General features: G+C 53.9%; 15 protein-coding genes. 12 read left to right on the top strand and 3 right to left on the bottom strand.

Annotated features, from left to right (window positions below):
• Window positions 1-134 precede the first annotated feature (134 nt).
• The 4 genes from DFR30_RS09850 (at window position 135) to DFR30_RS09835 (ending at window position 2,703) form a co-directional block, all read left to right on the top strand.
• Window positions 135-848 (top strand): HNH endonuclease, encoded by a 714-nt coding sequence (locus DFR30_RS09850; protein WP_132972766.1) that lies wholly within the window; start codon window positions 135-137, stop codon window positions 846-848.
• Window positions 820-1,671 (top strand): nuclease-related domain-containing protein, encoded by an 852-nt coding sequence (locus tag DFR30_RS09845; RefSeq protein WP_243640763.1) that lies wholly within the window; start codon window positions 820-822, stop codon window positions 1,669-1,671. Before DFR30_RS09850 ends, DFR30_RS09845 begins: the two co-directional genes overlap by 29 nt.
• The gene (locus tag DFR30_RS09840) at window positions 1,668-2,084 is read left to right on the top strand and encodes a GFA family protein (RefSeq protein WP_132972762.1); all 417 of its coding nucleotides are present in this window, start codon (window positions 1,668-1,670) and stop codon (window positions 2,082-2,084) included. Before DFR30_RS09845 ends, DFR30_RS09840 begins: the two co-directional genes overlap by 4 nt.
• A 235-nt stretch (window positions 2,085-2,319) precedes the next feature.
• Window positions 2,320-2,703, top strand: a complete 384-nt coding sequence (locus tag DFR30_RS09835; RefSeq protein ID WP_132972760.1) for a sulfur globule family protein — start codon at window positions 2,320-2,322, stop codon at window positions 2,701-2,703.
• Between the two features lie 16 nt (window positions 2,704-2,719).
• Here DFR30_RS09835 and DFR30_RS09830 read toward each other — a convergent pair whose 3' ends face one another.
• Window positions 2,720-3,382 carry a class I SAM-dependent methyltransferase gene (locus DFR30_RS09830; RefSeq protein ID WP_132972758.1) on the bottom strand — a complete coding sequence of 221 codons (663 nt, stop codon included), beginning with the start codon at window positions 3,380-3,382 and terminating at the stop codon, window positions 2,720-2,722.
• Between the two features lie 50 nt (window positions 3,383-3,432).
• Window positions 3,433-3,936 carry a GlcG/HbpS family heme-binding protein gene (locus DFR30_RS09825; protein ID WP_132972756.1) on the bottom strand — a complete coding sequence of 168 codons (504 nt, stop codon included), beginning with the start codon at window positions 3,934-3,936 and terminating at the stop codon, window positions 3,433-3,435.
• A gap of 176 nt (window positions 3,937-4,112) precedes the next feature.
• Here DFR30_RS09825 and DFR30_RS09820 point away from each other — a divergent pair, with 176 nt between their 5' ends.
• The 8 genes from DFR30_RS09820 (at window position 4,113) to DFR30_RS09785 (ending at window position 13,710) form a co-directional block, all read left to right on the top strand.
• Window positions 4,113-5,669 (top strand): thymidine phosphorylase family protein, encoded by a 1,557-nt coding sequence (locus DFR30_RS09820; protein WP_132972754.1) that lies wholly within the window; start codon window positions 4,113-4,115, stop codon window positions 5,667-5,669.
• Complete coding sequence (locus DFR30_RS09815) at window positions 5,669-6,544, top strand: ribose-phosphate diphosphokinase (protein ID WP_132972752.1); 876 nt, start codon at window positions 5,669-5,671, stop codon at window positions 6,542-6,544. The genes DFR30_RS09820 and DFR30_RS09815 overlap by 1 nt, the downstream gene beginning before the upstream one ends.
• A gap of 119 nt (window positions 6,545-6,663) precedes the next feature.
• A complete protein-coding gene (locus tag DFR30_RS09810; protein ID WP_132972750.1) occupies window positions 6,664-8,073 on the top strand; it encodes a c-type cytochrome in 1,410 nt (469 codons plus the stop codon).
• The gene (locus DFR30_RS09805; protein ID WP_279386902.1) at window positions 8,070-9,863 is read left to right on the top strand and encodes a SulP family inorganic anion transporter; all 1,794 of its coding nucleotides are present in this window, start codon (window positions 8,070-8,072) and stop codon (window positions 9,861-9,863) included. The genes DFR30_RS09810 and DFR30_RS09805 overlap by 4 nt, the downstream gene beginning before the upstream one ends.
• A gap of 158 nt (window positions 9,864-10,021) precedes the next feature.
• Window positions 10,022-11,398 (top strand): NfeD family protein, encoded by a 1,377-nt coding sequence (locus DFR30_RS09800; RefSeq protein WP_132972746.1) that lies wholly within the window; start codon window positions 10,022-10,024, stop codon window positions 11,396-11,398.
• Complete coding sequence (locus tag DFR30_RS09795) at window positions 11,395-12,150, top strand: slipin family protein (RefSeq protein WP_132972744.1); 756 nt, start codon at window positions 11,395-11,397, stop codon at window positions 12,148-12,150. Before DFR30_RS09800 ends, DFR30_RS09795 begins: the two co-directional genes overlap by 4 nt.
• Before the next feature lie 12 nt (window positions 12,151-12,162).
• The gene (locus DFR30_RS09790) at window positions 12,163-12,681 is read left to right on the top strand and encodes a hypothetical protein (RefSeq protein WP_132972742.1); all 519 of its coding nucleotides are present in this window, start codon (window positions 12,163-12,165) and stop codon (window positions 12,679-12,681) included.
• The gene (locus DFR30_RS09785) at window positions 12,682-13,710 is read left to right on the top strand and encodes a metal-dependent hydrolase (RefSeq protein WP_132972740.1); all 1,029 of its coding nucleotides are present in this window, start codon (window positions 12,682-12,684) and stop codon (window positions 13,708-13,710) included.
• Window positions 13,711-13,726: 16 nt separating this feature from the next.
• Here the strand turns inward: DFR30_RS09785 and DFR30_RS09780 are convergent, their stop codons facing one another.
• A complete protein-coding gene (locus tag DFR30_RS09780; RefSeq protein WP_165869163.1) occupies window positions 13,727-14,812 on the bottom strand; it encodes an MBL fold metallo-hydrolase in 1,086 nt (361 codons plus the stop codon).
• Window positions 14,813-14,838 lie beyond the last annotated feature (26 nt).

Genomic DNA, 14,838 nt, shown 5'->3' with positions numbered 1-14,838 from the left:
AGTGCGTTTCAAGGGGCGCAGACTAAACCCCTAACATCCTTGATGTTTATTGGAGGAGCGGTGACAATCAGGGCATGGCATGCCAGCCGATGGGTTAAATTAGTTAATCGTGAGTTATAGGTAACTATATCGATATGAATTTTGAAAATTGGCTCGATCAGATAGGCTTATCTAAACGTACCGCAGATAGCTATTCAGGCGCACTATCCAGAACAATTTCTGGGTGGGCCATCGAGGCCAAGCTCATTAAACGGCCTTTAACAAGCATCCAGTCTGCCCAGAAATTCAGAGATGTCGCTGAGCAGATAAAAGCGCTCACCATTTTCCAAGAAAAGAATGTGAAAGGTAAAGGCATGTATAGTGCCGCACTTAACCAATATGAGGCCTATCTTGATGATACGTCAGGTGAAACTATTCAGGAAGATATCGAGGATGTACTCAGCAACGACTCACTTGAGAAAACTGAAAAGTTGACGCAGATAAATGCGCGTGTAGGGCAGGGTAAATTCCGTCAACAGTTGATCGATCAGTGGAAAGGCTGCGCACTGACCGGTTTTAGTGATACACGATTTTTAGTGGCTTCGCACATTAAGCCCTGGCGAGCATCAGATAATCAAGAAAGGCTGGACTGTTTCAATGGCCTGTTGTTGCTACCAAACCTGGATAAGGTATTTGATTTAGGTTTCATTACCTTCATGGAGTGTGGTGGCATTAAAATATCTGAAATGCTAGAGAATAAACCTTTGCTAGGAATTTCAGCGGATATGCACATTGAATTGGGTGATGCTCATCAAGCGTATATGGCCTTTCATCGTGAGTATGTTTTCGAAAAACGCTACGGTGGCTGAAATTATAACTGGGGGCGTCATGGGAAAAATAAATAAAACTAAGCGTTCACCATTAAAAGATAAACCTTTGCGATATCCTGGGCAGTCACTATTGCAGCAACGGAATGATCTTTTCGATAGTAAAATATTAGCTCCGTTAGTTGCTGCGATGATGTTTACCACTCTAGCTGGCATTGAGTGGTTACGCTATTTCCGGCCATCTAAGCCTTCGCCGCTCGCTTATACAGTTTTAGCTTTTCTGGCAATAGCCTACTTTGGTTATCAATCATGGAAAACACTTCCGCAATTAAAAAAAATGAATCAAGGGATCGATGGCGAAAAGGCGGTTGGTCAGTATTTGGAGCGATTGCGAGAGGATGGCTATCAGGTTTTTCATGACGTTATTGGAGATGGTTTTAATCTAGATCATGTGGTAATTGGGCCTGCCGGAGTATTTACCGTTGAAACAAAAACGTGGAGTAAACCTGATCGAGGGTCACCAAAAATTGTGTTTGACGGCGAATCCATCAAGTCCGGTTATATGAAGCCTAATCGAGATCCACTGATTCAGGCTAGGGCGCAATCTGCTTGGCTTCGGCAGTTGTTAGAAGAAAGCACAGGTAAACACTACAATGTGAGGCCCGTCATTGTTTTTCCCGGCTGGTTTATTGAGTCGACGAAGGGCGCGAATAATAAGCTTTGGGTGCTGGAGCCTAAAGCACTACCAAAGTTCCTGTCTAACGTCCCAGATTTAATGCCAGTGGAGGATATAAAATTAGCCAGTTATCATCTTTCTAGATTTGTTCGTTCGCGGGAAAAAAATAATGGAGGCGCCTTACTGTGACCACCACCGTCACCGGAAGCTGCCTGTGCGGCGCCGTCCGCTACGAAGTCACAGGCGAAGCCGAACGATTTTACCATTGCCACTGCCAACGCTGCCGCAAGGCAACCGGCACCGGGCATGCCAGCAATCTTTTCATTACACCACACACCGCGATTCGCTGGTTACAGGGTGAGGCGCTTCTGGGGTTCTACAAGGTGCCGGAGGCGGAGCGGTTTTTTAACAGTTTCTGTCAGCGCTGTGGCGGGCCGATGCCGCGGGTGGTCCCGGAGCTGGATGGTGTCCTGATCCCGGCGGGATCGCTGGATTCGCCGTCACCTTTACCGGCGCAGGCACGCATCTTTTGGGACTCACGGGCGGAGTGGTCCTGTTCGGATGATTTGCCGGCGTTTGCCGAGTATCCGCCGGGCGTCTAGGGGATTACTACCGCACAGGGCACCCCTCGGCCCGCCCGCAAACCTGAATACCCCGATTTCCCCCCTTTTTTGATCCTTCTCAAAGAAAAAAAGACGGGATAGTTAAACACTGTCCGTGTGGGTCTGCGAGGCGTGATTCAGTTTGCCGAAGCAACATTCACGTTCACCCGCAGTATCTACGTGCAGTAACTCATTCATTGCAAATGCAACTATTCAGATGTCGGAGGGTATGGTTATGTTTACATTAAAAAAGATGCTGCTTGCCGCTTTGGTGATTGGAGCGGTTGCACTACCACTGGGTAATGCGCAAGCCTGGTGGGGCGGCCCGGGATGGGGTCCAGGATATGGATATGGTCCTTATAATGGTCCTTATTATAATCGCGGCTGGGGCGATGGCTGGGGTGGTAATGGCTGGGACGATGGCTGGGGCGATGTCCTCGGTGATATGTTCGGTGATGCTGATTTCGACATCGGCTTCAACATGCGTGGCAGCGGTCGGGGTTACGGTCGAGGCCGGGGTTACGGCGATTACTATGGTGATTACTACGGCAACTACTACGGGAACAACGGTTACTACCCGTACTATGGCGGTTACGGTTATCCAGGCTACTGGAGATAGCGGTATAGCGGGCCCACTACCGCACCAGGGCAAGTGTCAGCCCGTCGGCAATCGGTACAAGGCTGATGTCTACCCGGGTGTCGGTATGCAGGGCTTCGTTGAATGCCCGGATGGCGCAGGTGTCTGTGTCCTGGCAGCTGTCATCGATTACGCTGCCTGACCAGAGCGTGTTGTCAATGGCCATCAGCCCGCCGGGTCGCAGCAGTGTGAGTGCGCGCTCGTAGTAGGCGAGGTAGTTTTCCTTGTCCGCGTCGATAAAGGCAAAATCGAAGTGGCCTGTTTCACCGGCCTGTATCAATTGGTCCAGCGTTTCCAGCGCGGGGGCGAGCCGCAGGTCGATTTTGTCCGACACGCCGGCTTCACGCCAGTAGCGCTTTCCGATCGCCGTCCAGGGTTCGCTGATATCGCAGGCCACTAGTGTGCCATCGTCCGGCAGTACGCGGGCGACACACAACGCGCTGTATCCCGTATAGGTCCCGATCTCCAGGGCCTTGCGCGCCCCCATGAGTCGCACCAGCAATGCCATGAACTGCCCCTGTTCCGGCGCAATCTGCATGACCGACATGGCATCGTTCGCAGTCTCCTCGCGCAGGCGCTGCAGTAGCGGGTCCTCGCGGAGGGACACGGCCTGTAGATAGTCATACAGCGCATCGGGGAGTGTGAAGGTTTTATTGGACATGTGGGATTGTCTGCTTCATTCGCTCCGCGACTTGCAATGACGCCCTGAGGCTAGAACATCAGCTTGTCTTCTACCGCAGTGATACCCGCCTGTGCACATTTATGATCATCATCACCGCCGGGGGCACCTGACACGCCCACTGCACCCACAATCGAGCCGGCAGATGTTACCGGAATACCGCCACCGATCATCATGGCACCGGTAATGAACCGGGCGCCGGACTGAACCTTGCCGGCCTGTGTTTCCTCCATCATTGTTCTGGTATCGGTACGAAAGCTGGCTGAAGTCCAGGCTTTGCGTCGGGCAGTTTCCGGGGTATGTGCACCGGCCAGCTGGTCACGCAGGATTACCTGCACGACACCCGCGCGGTCGGTAACAGCAACGGCCACCTGGAAGTTGGCGGCCCGGCAGGCTTCCAGCGTGGCTTGTGCCAGTTCCAGGGCAAGCGCCGGCTTCATGGCTTTGAAGGTGGCGAGGACATCTTCCTCGGCGGGGGTGGAGCTGGCATACAGACTGAGAATGCACAGGTAAATCACTTTTAATGTGGTTTTCATCACTTTGCTCCCTGGCCGGATTCAGGCTGGCAGTTGTTCGTGACCTTCAGTATAGACAGATTCGAAAACAGCGCTTCAACCGTGTGTTGCAACAGATGATTTTATCACTGTGATACGCCAGAATAGCGGTAAATCCAGAATGCACTGCTCACCTTGCCCCGGGTTGTCTGACGGTCATGACAAAAGCGAATCAAAAGAACACTAAAGACACGCTGCGCGTACGCCGGTTGGGGATCGATACCTACCGCGAGAATGTTGCTTACCTGCACCGTGAGTGCGAGATCTATCGGGCGGAAGGTTTTCAGGCGTTGTCCAAGGTGGAAATCCGCGCGGACAGCCGACGTATTCTTGCCGTGCTCAATGTGGTGGATGACGAAAACTTCGTCAAGCCGGATGAACTCGGCTTGTCGGAAGAGACGTTTGCAAACCTGGGCCTGCCGGAAGGCAGTATCGTCTCGGTCGAACATGCGGAACCCCCGGCGTCGATGAATGCGGTACGCCGCAAGATTGCCGGCGAGCGGCTTTCGCTGGAGGACTTCCAGGCCATTATCGGTGACATTACCGAATCGCGCTATTCGAAAACCGAGATCTCGGCGTTCCTGGTAGCCTGTGGCCAGACGGATCTTGACCGCGACGAGGTCTACTTTCTGACCCGCGCCATGCTGGAGTCCGGCGAGCAGCTGGACTGGCACGAGCCGCTGGTCGCGGACAAACATTGTATCGGGGGGATTCCCGGCAACCGCACTTCGATGCTGGTGGTACCCATTGTGGCCGCGCACGGCATGTTGATCCCCAAGACCTCGAGCCGGGCCATTACGTCACCCGCCGGAACGACCGACACGATGGAAGTGCTGGCCAATGTGGAGCTGGATATCGCCAGTCTGCACGATATTGTGCGCAAGCACCGGGGCTGTCTCGCCTGGGGCGGGACGTCGCGCCTGTCTCCGGCCGACGATATCCTGATCGCGGTGGAAAGGCCGCTGGGGATCGACTCACAAGGTCAGCTTGTGGCCTCCATCCTGTCGAAGAAACTGGCCGCCGGTTCGACCCACCTGCTGATCGACATCCCCGTTGGGCCCACCGCAAAAGTCCGTCATATGCGGGAAGCACAGGCGTTGCGCCGGTTGTTTGAATTTGTTGGCGACCGGCACGGTATCTTCCTGGAAGTCATTATTACCGACGGCCGGCAGCCGATCGGTAACGGCATTGGCCCGGTACTGGAAGCGCGCGATGTCATGCAGGTGTTGCAGAATGATCCCGGGGCGCCGGCCGACCTGCGTCAGAAGACCTTGCTGTTGGCCGGGCGTATCCTGGAGTTCGACCCGGACGTGCGCGGAGGCAAGGGCTACGCCATTGCACGCGATATCCTCGATTCCGGACGCGCACTGGAAAAAATGAACGCCATTATCGAGGCGCAGGGTCGGCAGCCTGTCAGTTATGAACCAGGCAAGCTGTCCCAGGATATCTGTGCAGCCCGCGACGGTGTCGTGACCGGTATCGATAACCTGCACATGGCGCACATCGCCCGTTTTGCCGGCGCACCGATGGACAAGGGGGCAGGCGTTGACCTGTTTAAAAAGCTAGGTGAACATGTGAAGAAAGACGAACCGCTGTACCGGGTGTATGCCGAGTTTCCTTCGGATTTCAGATTTGCGGTTCAACTGTGCCAACGCGACAGCGGCTACACCCTTGGCGATGAAGAACAGGTCCCGCAGGCATTCGTGGCATCCTGATGATACTTTGCTTTGACGATTACGCCGAACAGGCCGGTGAACTGGCAGACGCGCTGGCGATGCCGTGCAAGCTTGTCGACCGGCACCGGTTCCCGGATGGTGAGGTAAAACTCACCTTGCCGGTTGCGCTACCGGCGCAGGTGATCATTTACCGCAGTCTTGATCACCCCAATGAAAAACTGGTCGAGTTGTTGCTGGCAGCCCGCGCGGCGCGGGAGCAGGGAGTAAAGGAGCTCATCCTGGTCGCACCCTACCTGTGTTATATGCGCCAGGACATCGCGTTTAACCCGGGCGAGGTTGTCAGCCAGCGCATCATCGGCCGCTTTATCGCCGACCTGTTCGATACGGTGTTGACGGTCGATCCGCATCTGCACCGTGTGCATCACCTGAAACAAGCCGTACCGGCAAAACGCGCGCTGGCGCTGCAGGCAACACCGGCGATGGCGGCGTTTTTGCGTACACACGCCAGCAACCCGATCCTGCTGGGGCCGGACAGTGAATCCGAACAGTGGGTGAAGGCGGTCGCTGAACCCGACGGTTTGCGCTATGCCACCTGCACCAAGCAGCGCCTGGGTGACCGTGAAGTCAGTATCACGTTACCGGATATCGACTTCCGCGATCAGTCCGTTGTCCTGCTCGATGACATTATCAGCAGTGGCGAGACCATCGCCAGGGCGGCCGTGGCCTGCCGGGAACAGGGCGTGGCAAGCGTCGATGTGCTGGTCACTCACGCCCTGTTTGCCCCCGGCGCAGAAAGCCTTTTAAAGGACGCCGGTGTCCGGCACGTGTGGAGTACCAACAGCGTGCGGCATAAAACCAATGCCGTCAGCCTGGTTGCCCTGCTGGGTGATGCACTGCGGTCATGGCTGCACTGATCTGACTCCTTTTCCCATGTTCACTATTTACTTGGACTTGGGCCAAAAAAGCATTTATCCTTTAATTTCATAATAATAAGATACTTACGCGCGAGTTCTTTCAGCACCACGGGTGGGTTGTGAAGTTTAAATTAGCATATCGATTAAAAATATCTGATGTTGCCAGTGTAGCGGTGATGGCAGCCATTCTTGTCGTGATATTTTTTGTTCACGGGGTGGATTACAAGCCGGGCGAGTCACCGGATTGTGAGGCCTGCAGGCTGGATATTGGTCCTATGGAAAGAGCGGGCCACTATGAGGAAATGCTCTGGAACGGCACGCAACACGTTTACCACTCATCAAATGACAACCTCGTTCAGTTCACCCGGGCAAACAATTTAAAGCCAGGGAATAAAGACAATGCGGTTCAAAACTGTATTGATTGCCATAACGACAATCCTGGCGCAAAAGCCGATTCACTTGGTGCATTATGGGTAAAGTTTCCGAGGCTGGATAAAGCTACGGGCAGGATTATAGATTTCGAAAAGGCCGTCCAGTATGAGTTCGTAAAACGTTATGGTGGAACCAAACCCTTTTACAATGAAGTAAGAATTACCGAAATCATGGTCTACGCCTATGAAAAGGCAAGGCAGGAAAAACGCCTTTTCAATGTCGAACCCGACGATGGCATTGCGCTTTCTGACCAGCAACTGGACGGGTTGAAAGCTTCATATGCCTGCCTGAATGTATTTGAAAAACTTGGCAGGCCAAAAGGTGATATCGCCCCCTATATCGTGAAAGGTTGTAACATTTTTACCGACACAACCCGTAACCGGCCAGCCGGTTACGGTTTCTGGAAAACCGAAATGAACTGCTCGTCCTGCCATATGGAGGGCGGAAGCAAGGAACACGCAATCCATATAGGCGACGCCGTGGTAAATTACCCGGGCGTATATTCCTCGAATAACATTATTTACACCAACAGAATGCGCGTGGCCCGGTGTTATGCGCACTCGATTAACGAAATTCTATACGGCTCAAATTCGGAGTATTACAAGCTTCTTACCTTGTATATGGCATGGATCGCTGAAAAGAACGGGCTGTATATCGGGCAGAACAGGGAAAGTCGGGGTATTCAGAATGTCCGTGGCACCGCTGCCCGGCATGCCAGCATAATAGCCGGCCAGAAATCCTATGCGGAGAAATGCCAGATATGCCACGGCCCTGCGGGCTATGGTACCGACCGTTATGATGCCGTGCCTGCGTTCTCGCCTCCACCGATCAACGGAGGCGAAGCCTTTGTGCACACTGCAACCTTGTCCTATTCCAGTCGCCTGGCTTCCTTCCTGCTGAATAACATGCCTCCCGGCGCAACCCACGAAAAACCCCTGCTTTCGTCCCAGGAGGCACTGGATATCGCTGAATTTATCAGTGTTCAGACACGACCCGCGGCGCCCGGCGCGAGCAACTTGTCGGTCTTTTATACATACCTGACAAACACCGCTATGGAGCTCTGGTTTTCCGAGAAAACCGGAGAGGATAACCTGTGACGCCCTTTAGCTACGCAGAAATATCAAGGAATGTTTTCCCCGGTTTCGTCATGGCGCTGATTAACCTGCCGATGAGCATCGGCTTTGCCTTTCTGGCCGGTATCCCGCCGGTAATGATGATAATTGCGAGTATCGTGTGTGCGGTTATCGGCCATTTTCTGAATGCCTCGCGTTATGCTGTCGGTGGCCCCAATTCAGCAACGTCCATTTTAATCGCTGTAGCGATTACTCCCTTTGCGCCGCAAATGAGCGGCCTCTACATTGGTTATGTTGCTTCGCTGGCCTTGATGGTTGGTATCTGGCAGCTGCTGTTTTGTTTTATATTCGCCAAATACCATATTACGGACTATTTCAACCAGGAACTGATCGACGGCCTGGTGTTAGGCATTGGCATTATCTTCGTGCTGGCAACGCTTTACATGGTGCTTGGTTTGCCACAGCTGTCATATCAACAATGGCTGGTATTTGATGTGATCAGCCTGGGTATCGGCAGCTTTGCAGGAGAAGGCAGCTACTTTGCATTGATACTTGGTTGTATCACCATAGTCACGGGATTGCTTATACGCAGAAGCAAGTACAAACGTTACAATATAATCGGCGCGTTGGCTGTTGGCATCGTCGCGCTGTTGGTGCTGGAGTCGTATTACTCGTTTCATATTGAACGGGTCGGGTGGATAAATCTGGGCCTGGCAACCAGTTTGCCCGACTTCAGACAGGCCAGCTTGCCTGTCGCGGCAAACTTTATTGCGCCCGCGTTTGTTATAGCCATTATCAGTACATTACAGGCGATTACTGTGGCCAAGGCGATCAGAGCGGATGATGAAGTCATGAACCCGCTGCGGGATATCTTTTCCCAGGGTATACAGCACATAGCCCTGTCGCTGCTTCATGGTGCCCCGGTGGCCAATTCAATCAATAAAAGCATTGCAAAAAAAGAACTGGGTTCAGGGTCACGTGCCTTGCTCTACTCGGCGGCCTTCACCATCATACTGGTTGTGTTCCTCGACTTCGTGATTGCCTACATCCCCTTGTCGATTCTCGGTGGCCTGCTGTTTTTAAGCGGGTTAAGCATGGTTAATGTCGGCATTATGAAACGCTACCTGCGCAGTTCCAGAAAAGCGGCTGCCATATTCTTCAGTACGGCGTTCCTGGTGGTGGTTGTCGATATTTACACCGCCGTAACTTTTGCCATACTGGCCACCTTTATTATTAACATCATCGAAGTATCGAAAGTACACCTGACATCCAGGATTGAAAACGGCAAGACACTGGTGATTACTATGGAAGGTACTATCCTGTGCCACTCTTGCAGCCAAATCTCGCGCTACTTTAACGAAGTCATTCATCCCGACATTCAGGAAGTTGTTCTGGATGCCAGAAACGCACACTTGCACACCAACGAAATAATGGACTTTAAATGGCTGGCAACCCACGCAAGCAGGGGTGTGAAAGTACGCTTTTTATTCAAGGAAACGGCACGCAATAAACTGGATAATCTGGTTCGACTCAACCCGGATCTTGCCGGTTTTATGAATGGCGACGCTGATACTCAAAACACTGAAACGACGGCATATCCTGCTGACAGGAGAGCCCGGAGAACCGACCCGACAGGCAACATCATACCGATGGGCGACAGGAGAGATAAACGCAGGCTACACCTGAAATATGATGGTGACAGGAGACAAAAAGGCCCCGAATACCTGAAAACTGCCGGCGACAGAAGGCGAGCAAGCTATGAGGACGATGAGTGCCTGCAACAATCCGGGCAACCGGAGACAGCCTGTAGCTAGACGCAACTGGCCAGGCAGAAAAAACCCCGACATCATAAAACGACCAGTGGACACCGGATGTCCAGTTAGCCATTGCATATAAGGGAGTATGTGAGCAAAAACAAACTCATCTAATGCATCTGGGCTATGCTTAATACGTCATACCTGGAGTCCAATAGATGCCGAGACTGATGCGGGTATTTTTGTCCCTACCGTTGTTCGTGGCGGCCGGTCTGCTGTTGGTGGTGGAATCTTCCAGCAGTTCGGATAATCCTGTTATTCAGCTCAGCATCGAAGGCGTTATCGGCCCTGCAACCGATGACTATATCGAGCGAGCCCTCGAATCCGCTGCCCGGCGCCATGCCGAACTGGTCGTGATTCGCATGGATACACCGGGTGGCCTGGACACGTCCATGCGCGGAATCATCAAGAGCATCACGACGTCCCCGGTACCTGTCGCCAGCTATGTGGCGCCGACCGGTGCGCGGGCGGCCAGCGCCGGCACCTACATCCTGTATGCCAGTCATATCGCTGCCATGGCACCGGGTACCAATGTTGGCGCCGCCACACCGATCCGGATCGGTGGACTGCCACAGCCTGACAGCAAGAGGAAAGATGAGCAGGACAAAACAACCGGAGCGGCCGCTCCGGATGCCGGCAGCAAAAAAATGATTAATGATGCGGTCGCTTACCTGCGCAGCCTGGCAGAATTGCGTGGACGCAACCAGGAATGGGCGGAAAAAGCCGTGCGTGAAGCCGCCAGTATACCGGCGAGTGAGGCCTTGAAGCTGAACGTTATCGATATTGTTGCAACCGGCATGGCGGACCTGATGAAACAGGTGAACGGCCGCGAAGTGACAGTGCTGGGCCAGAAACGTGTACTGCAGACTACCGGATCGGTTATCGATCAACTCACCCCGGACTGGCGCAGCCGTTTTCTCAGTATTATCACCAATCCCAATGTCGCCTATATCCTGATGCTCATCGGTATCTACGGTTTGATCCTGGAATTCTCCAACCCGGGTGCCATCGCCCCGGGCACGGTCGGCGCTATTTCTTTATTGCTGGCGTTGTATGCCTTCCAGTTGCTGCCGGTCAACTATGCCGGTATGGGACTGATACTGCTGGGTATAGCGCTCATGGTCGGTGAGGCCTTTCAACCCAGTTTCGGCGTGCTCGGTATCGGTGGACTCATTGCGTTTATTGTCGGGTCCGTTTTTCTGATGGATACCGATGTGCCGGGTTTTGGTATTGATATTTCGGTAATTGTTACCTTCGCTATTATCAGTGCACTGGTTTTTATTGTCGTCATTGGTATGGCGATAAAGGCACGTCGTCGGCCGGTGGTGAGCGGGCTGGAAGAGTTGGTTGGTGCCAAAGCCACTGTACTTTCTGACTTTGATCATCAGGGCAGGGTTTCCCTTCACAGCGAGTCCTGGCAGGCACTCAGCAGCGTGCCGCTGCACAAGGGTCAACAGGTAAAGGTTTCCGGTATCGAAGGTTTAACCCTGCGGGTAGAACCGCTGGAGACTCCAATACAGGAGGAAGCATCATGACAGCATATGCTCTGTACGCAGTCCTGGTACTGGTGGTGGTGTTTTTCGTCTCTGCCATCAGGATACTGCGCGAATATCAACGCGGCGTCGTCTTTCTTCTCGGACGTTTCTGGAAGGTCAAGGGTCCCGGGTTCTTTATTATTATCCCGCTTATCCAGCAAATGGTCAGGGTCGATCTGCGCACCATCGTCATGGATGTTCCCACCCAGGATGTGATTTCTCATGATAACGTTTCGGTGAAAGTGAATGCGGTGGTCTATTTCCGCGTCATCGAGCCCGAGAAGGCCATCATCCAGGTCGAGGACTTCTATGAGGCGACCAGTCAGCTGGCCCAGACAACGCTGCGCTCCGTACTGGGGCAACACGAGCTGGACGAAATGCTGGCGGAACGTGAGCGTCTCAATACCGATATTCAGAGTTCACTCGACCAGCAGACCGACGCCTGGGGCATCAAGGTCAGCAATGTCGAAATCAAACACATTGACCTGGACGAAAGCATGATACGGGCCATTGCCAAACAGGCCGAGGCCGAACGTACCCGGCGCGCCAAGGTCATCCATGCCGAAGGTGAAATGCAGGCCGCAGAGAAACTGCTGGAAGCAGCAAGGACGCTTTCAAAGCAACCCCAGGCATTGCAGCTGCGCTACCTGCAGACATTGACGGAAATTGCCGGCGAACGATCCAGTACCATCGTTTTCCCGTTACCGATGGATCTGATCGAAGCGCTATCCAGCAAGACAAAACAGGTCTGAGGGCCAGCTGTCATGGCATCCCGCAAGGCAAATCTGGCTGATCGTATTCTGGACAAGGCCCTTGAGCTGGGAGAGGCATCGTCGTGGGAAGCGGTTCACTTGCACGATATCGCGGAGCAACTGGATATCACACTCGACGATATTCGCCGCCACTATCCGCAAAAAGACGACCTGGTCGAGGCCTGGTTTGACCGGGCAGACCAGGCGGTGCTTCGTGAACCTGCCAGTGAAGCATTTCTGGGTCTCCCGGAACGTGAGCGCTTTCAGCGTGTCGTTACGCGCTGGCTCGATGCACTGGCACCCCACCGCCGTCTTACCCGGCAGATGCTGGCCTACAAGCTGGAATTCGGGCATATCCATTTGCAGGTTCCTGGCCTTATGCGTATCAGTCGCACGGTGCAGTGGTTCCGTGAAGCGGCCTGCCTGGATACCACCGGGATTCAACGTATCCTCGAAGAGTCCACCCTGACGGCCATGTATCTCAAGACCTTTGCGCGCTGGCTGCTCGCGGATACGTCCACCTCCCGTTAAATGGATACCATCACCCACAGTTTGCTGGGTGCGCTGGTTGTTCGTGCGGTATTCCCTGCAAGACAATCAACACATACCCTGACCGACCGGCAGCGTATGCTGATCGGCGCAGTGGCCGGCGCGTTTCCGGACATTGATTATGTTGCGTCCTGGATCGACCCCATGGTGTATCTCACCCTGTGGCACCGTAGCATTACCCATTCATTTGTCATGTTGCCTTTGTGGGCGCTGCTGGTGGGAGTCACGCTGGCATGGTTGTTCCACAAGCGTAGTGAATGGCGGTTTGTGACCCTGCTCGCAGCAGTGTCTATGGTGTCGCATATCTTCAGTGACCTTATCACCGTCTTTGGCACACAGATACTTGCGCCCCTGTCCGGCTGGCGTGCCAGCATCGGCACGACATTTATCCTGGACCCCTGGTTTACCCTGATTGCCCTGATCGGTGTTGTCGCCGGGGCAAGAAAAGCCGCTAGCGTTATTCCGTCCATCAGCCTGGTTGTGCTGGTGGCCTATGTCGTTTTTCAGGCGCTGCTCAGGCAGCAGGCCCTTGTCATTGCCAAAGCACACCTGTTGCAGGAGGGCGCGGGTGATGCGCAGGTACATGCATTGCCGCAACCCTTTTCCCCGTTCAACTGGAAGATCATCGTGGACAGGGGTGAGCGATATGAGGTGACCTATGTCAATCTTGCCGGTGGTTATCATAAAGCGGGTAAAGGAGAGGGGTTCTGGGCGAAGGTAAAGCAGACCTACCGGTCACCCGACGATCTGCTCTGGACCACCTGGCACCGGTTTGGCAAGGACAAGATTGCCGCTGACCGTATCCGCCAGCTATGGGAGAACAGCCAACTCGATTATTTCCGCCGATTCGCAGAATTTCCGGTGCTATACAGGGTCAGGATGAATGCCATCGAGGACTGTGTATGGTTCACCGATTTGCGTTATGTGCTGCCCTATATGACACCGCCGTTCCGCTACGGGTTGTGTCGTAAGGATGAGGGTTCAACCTGGCAGCTGAACCGGTTGCGGTGAGACTGCGCTGAACGGCTCAGAACAACTCCAGTTCCATTTCCCGGTAAATGAAGCTGGCGTTGGGGCGATGATTGCTTCTATACAGCCTTGTGTCCTTCCAGTCTTCGAACCCGGCTTGTTCGACAGCTTCCTGCAAGTCCAGCCCATCCTCGATGGCTTGTGCCATGACGCTGCGCAACCGTTCGATATAGGATCGAGTCTTCCCGATCATGGGGAAGGGGGCGGTCTGGGCACTGCCATGACCTGGCACCATAAGCCAGGCATCCGGGAACGACTGGCTCAGCCAGTCGATAGATTCCAGGGCCTGCCGGCTGTTGCCGTCACCGATGAAGGTGGTGCGTCCGTTGAACGTCAGATCTGACACCCAGATGATCCTGTCCTCGACCTGTTGTACCACCAGATCACCGAAGGAGTGGTGGGGGCCGACGTTGTAGATATTGAAAGTGACGCCGCCAACCTGGATTGAATACCTGGAGAACGGCTTGCCGCCGATCGTGATATCGGGCAAGACAACCTCGAATCCCTTCATATCCGGCGCAATGATGGAGCGGCGAAAGTCCGCCGAGGGTTCCCAGTGTCCTGAATTGAGATACTGTTCCACGCCTTCGTGAGACAGAATCGTCACACCACCCAGCCGTTTGAAGGCGACCGCCCCATACGCGTGATCGGGGTGGTTATGCGTCACAATCAAATAGCGGATGGGTTTGTCGGTGACCGATCTTATCGTGGCGATCAAGCGCTCTCCGAGCTTAGGTGTGCCGAGCGCATCGATCACTACGACAGCGTCATCCGTGACCACAAATCCGGCATTGCCGTTCCAGCCACGGTTGTACGCATCGAGATCTGCAATGTTACCGAACAGAAACCAGGTGCGTTCATTCAGCCGATAGGCGTGCAGCGGCGCGTCATCCGCATCGGACGCTTTAAGGACGATATTCGGAGCATCGGGCGTATCAATCGCACTTTCCGGGTACCAGGTCCGGGCAGGGTTCGTGCCGTATTCGCGTTCCAGTGTTTCCCCGGCGGCTTCAACACTGAACAATCCCGCTACCACGACAAGGAGCGCGATATGGATGACCCTGGTGGTTTGACGTCCGGACACAACGGTATGGCCTGCTGTTATTTACC

It is taken from the genome of Thiogranum longum (assembly GCF_004339085.1).
Classification (GTDB): domain Bacteria; phylum Pseudomonadota; class Gammaproteobacteria; order DSM-19610; family DSM-19610; genus Thiogranum; species Thiogranum longum.
This window is presented reverse-complemented; position numbering and strand designations above follow the sequence as displayed.

What these genes read in the sequence shown, in the direction of transcription:
- DFR30_RS09820 (WP_132972754.1), top strand. Translation starts at nt 4,113, where the DNA reads ATGACAAAAGCGAATCAAAAGAACACTAAAGACACGCTGCGCGTACGC.
- DFR30_RS09790 (WP_132972742.1), top strand. Translation starts at nt 12,163, where the DNA reads ATGGCATCCCGCAAGGCAAATCTGGCTGATCGTATTCTGGACAAGGCC.
- DFR30_RS09830 (WP_132972758.1), bottom strand. Translation starts at nt 3,382, where the DNA reads ATGTCCAATAAAACCTTCACACTCCCCGATGCGCTGTATGACTATCTA.
- DFR30_RS09850 (WP_132972766.1), top strand. Translation starts at nt 135, where the DNA reads ATGAATTTTGAAAATTGGCTCGATCAGATAGGCTTATCTAAACGTACC.
- DFR30_RS09835 (WP_132972760.1), top strand. Translation starts at nt 2,320, where the DNA reads ATGTTTACATTAAAAAAGATGCTGCTTGCCGCTTTGGTGATTGGAGCG.
- DFR30_RS09825 (WP_132972756.1), bottom strand. Translation starts at nt 3,936, where the DNA reads ATGAAAACCACATTAAAAGTGATTTACCTGTGCATTCTCAGTCTGTAT.
- DFR30_RS09800 (WP_132972746.1), top strand. Translation starts at nt 10,022, where the DNA reads ATGCCGAGACTGATGCGGGTATTTTTGTCCCTACCGTTGTTCGTGGCG.
- DFR30_RS09795 (WP_132972744.1), top strand. Translation starts at nt 11,395, where the DNA reads ATGACAGCATATGCTCTGTACGCAGTCCTGGTACTGGTGGTGGTGTTT.
- DFR30_RS09815 (WP_132972752.1), top strand. Translation starts at nt 5,669, where the DNA reads ATGATACTTTGCTTTGACGATTACGCCGAACAGGCCGGTGAACTGGCA.
- DFR30_RS09785 (WP_132972740.1), top strand. Translation starts at nt 12,682, where the DNA reads ATGGATACCATCACCCACAGTTTGCTGGGTGCGCTGGTTGTTCGTGCG.
- DFR30_RS09845 (WP_243640763.1), top strand. Translation starts at nt 820, where the DNA reads ATGTTTTCGAAAAACGCTACGGTGGCTGAAATTATAACTGGGGGCGTC.